The following is a 2,921-nucleotide window of genomic DNA, read 5'->3' as shown; positions in this document are numbered from 1 at the left end:
GCGTCCTGGTGGCCCCGGCCGCAAACCTGCTCCTCTCCACGACGATGTTCATGCCCGAGGTGTACGCGCCGGTGGAGTCACTGCTCGGCGTCCAGTTCGCCCCGGCGGCGCGGGTCCTCGCCGACGCCTGAGCGGAACAGCCGCACAGGATCTCTCCTGTTCGGCCGTCGTGCGGTTTCAGGTGGTGCGGATCAGCAGGATCCTGCCGGACGGTCCCGGTTCACCACGTTCGTACAGCCGGTGGTGCGGTCCAGCCACAGGACGCGCTGCCGCTCGACCGGCCGCTCGGAGCCGGCGACGCGGAGCCTGGGTTGAGGCGCACGGGCTTCTTGATGGTCCGCGCGGACCGTCCGGTCCGCCGCGGCCTCCCCGTGCTGCGTGGCTGGTTGTCGCCGCAGAGTGGTTCTGGAGCCTCCCTCCGTGCAGGATATCGCCGGTTTCCACAGTCTGAGCTGTACAGTTTGGGGTGTGGAAGCTAGCGTGGGAACATGAGCGACAACCCGCACCCGTCGCCCTCGGCGGTCCAGGCGTCGCTCGCGATCCGCGCGACCGTCAGCAGGCTGAGGCGCCGCATCCTGAACGCCTCCGCGGTCGACGACCTCACCCTCGGCCAGACCTCGGTCCTGGCCCGGCTGTCCGGTGAGGGAGGCATCACCGCGAGTGAACTCGCCTCGGCCGAAGGCGTGCGCCACCAGTCGATGACGGCGACGGTCGTGGGCCTCGCCGCGCGAGGCCTCGTGGCGCGGCGACCCGACCCGGCGGACGGGCGGCGCCAGCTGATCGAGCTCACCGTGGATGGCCGGCGACGGCTGGAGGAGGGCCGGAAGGTCCGCACGGAGTGGCTCGCCGAACGGCTTCAGGACAGATGCACGGAAGAGGAACGCCAGGCAGTGATCGCCGCTCTGGCCGTACTCGAGCGGCTGACCCATGACTGAAGCGAAGACGGACCCCATACCCGGGACGGACAAGCCGGCGTTCGACCGGCGGCTGCTGCCGCCGATGATGCTCGGCTCCGTCCTGAATCCGATCAACTCGACGATCATCTCCGTCGCGCTCGTGCCCATCGCCAGGGCCCTGGGCGCTCCGGCCTCGCAGACGGCATGGCTGGTCTCCGCCCTCTACCTGGCCACCGCACTCGGGCAGCCGGTCGTGGGCCGGCTCATCGACATCTTCGGGCCGCGCCGGCTCTTCCTCTTCAGCACGAGCCTGGTCGGAGTCGCCGGCATCGTCGGCACTCTGGCGCCGAACCTGGGCGTACTGATCGCTTCCCGGGTCCTGCTCGGATTCGGTACCTGCGCCGGATACCCCGCCGCCATGGCCCTGCTGCGCAGCGAGGGCAAACGCACCGGACAGGACAACCCCGGCGGGATACTGACCGCGCTCGCGGTCGCCAACCAGACCGTCGCCGTCATCGGGCCGCTGCTCGGCGGGCTGCTGATCGGGGTGGGCGGCTGGCGCGCGACCTTCGCGTTGAACATCCCGCTGGCCGTCGCGGCCGTTCTGCTGGGAGTGTGGCGGCTGCCCAAGCAGGGCGCCACGGACAGGGCCGCGGCCACGGGGAGCGTGGCCGCCCGAATCGACCTGCCCGGCATGGGGCTGTTCGCGGCGACACTCACCTCGCTGCTGCTCTTCCTGATGAACCTGCACCTGCGCGACTGGTACCTGCTGCTGCTCTTCGTCCTCGCCGGAGCCGCCTTCGCCGTACGGGAGTCGCGTACCGCCACCCCTTTCATCGACCTGCGGGTACTCGGCGGCAACACGCCCCTGCTCACCACCTACGGGCGCGCGCTCGTCGCGTACGTCGTCGCGTACTCCTTCCTCTACGGCTTCAGCCAGTGGACCGAGGAAGGCTACGGGCTGTCGCCCTTCCACGCCGGGCTGGTGCAGATCCCCATGTTCCTGATGGCGATCTGTGTCTCCGTCCTCACCGGGCGGCGCAAGGGCGTGCGCGGCAAGTTGCTGGTCGGTGCGGCCGGCCAGATCGTCGCCTGTCTGGTGATCCTCACGCTCTCCGGGACCAGCCCCTTGTGGCTGCTGCTCCTCGTGGCCCTGATCTTCGGCGTTCCGCAGGGGCTCAACAACCTTGCCCTGCAGAACTCCGTCTACTTCCAGGCCGATCCCGAGCGCACCGCCTCCTCGGCCGGTCTGCTGCGCACCTTCTCCTACATCGGTTCGATGGTCGCCTCTTCCGCGACCGCTACGTCCTTCGGCGAACGTGCCGACACCGGCGGCATGCACCAGCTGGCCTGGGTGATGCTCGGTGCCGGGGTCGTCTATCTCCTGATGACCGTCCTCGACCGCACCCTCGGCCGGGCGAAGGGCACGGAGGCGGCTGGGGCCCCGAAGTGATCCCGGGCGGTCGCTCGCACCCGGCCCGGGCGTAAAGGGCTGGCGGAAGGTCCGGTGCCTCAGGAAGACTGAGGCGGGTGATCATGATGCAGCCCGTTCTGGAGATGGACCCCCTCGAAGGCTTCGACCTGTGGCCCGTGGCGGAGACCGAACGGTTCGGCTTCATGGCGCTCGGCGGTGGGCTCTCCCCGGACGAAGTCGGTGCGGCGCTCCTGCGTATCGCCGCCTCCAACGACGCCGACCCCGAGGCGAACGACCTGCCGCCCCGGCCGGCCGATCCTCTCGCCGGCTTCCTGCACGGGCTACTGCATCTCGACACCCTCCTGGTGCCGGGCGGTCTGCGCGTCATGGACACCTCCACCGGCGTCGCCTTCGAGCCCGGCTGCTGCGACGGGCTGGAGGACCGGCGTGAGTGGGAGCAGGTCATCGACGGCGACGGCACCTTCCGAAGCGCCCACCCCGAGTCGGGCAGGGTCGCGACACGAATCGGTGACACGGTCCGTCTCACCTTCGCGACCGGTCAGGAAGCGGCTCCGGTGATCGAAGTCCCGCTCGCGCAGATGCGGCGGATG

Annotated in this window: 3 protein-coding genes; all 3 read left to right on the top strand. The window is 70.0% G+C overall.

Annotation, left to right across the window (positions count from 1 at the left end):
• The first annotated feature begins 488 nt into the window (after positions 1–488).
• Entirely contained in the window at positions 489–935 is a 447-nt protein-coding gene (locus ACFWEP_RS33725; RefSeq protein ID WP_387375975.1) for a MarR family winged helix-turn-helix transcriptional regulator, read from the top strand.
• Positions 928–2,349, top strand: a complete 1,422-nt coding sequence (locus ACFWEP_RS33720; RefSeq protein ID WP_387375973.1) for an MFS transporter — start codon at positions 928–930, stop codon at positions 2,347–2,349. The genes ACFWEP_RS33725 and ACFWEP_RS33720 overlap by 8 nt, the downstream gene beginning before the upstream one ends.
• A gap of 83 nt (positions 2,350–2,432) precedes the next feature.
• A partial coding sequence (locus tag ACFWEP_RS33715) for a hypothetical protein (protein WP_387375972.1) occupies positions 2,433–2,921 on the top strand: 489 nt, incomplete at its 3' end.

Origin of the sequence: Streptomyces sp. NPDC060198 (assembly GCF_042728415.1) — a bacterium.
Classification (GTDB): domain Bacteria; phylum Actinomycetota; class Actinomycetes; order Streptomycetales; family Streptomycetaceae; genus Streptomyces.
Note: the sequence above shows the minus strand (reverse complement) of the source record. Positions and strands in the feature narration are given on the sequence as shown.

What these genes read in the sequence shown, in the direction of transcription:
- ACFWEP_RS33725 (WP_387375975.1), top strand. Translation starts at nt 489, where the DNA reads ATGAGCGACAACCCGCACCCGTCGCCCTCGGCGGTCCAGGCGTCGCTC.
- ACFWEP_RS33720 (WP_387375973.1), top strand. Translation starts at nt 928, where the DNA reads ATGACTGAAGCGAAGACGGACCCCATACCCGGGACGGACAAGCCGGCG.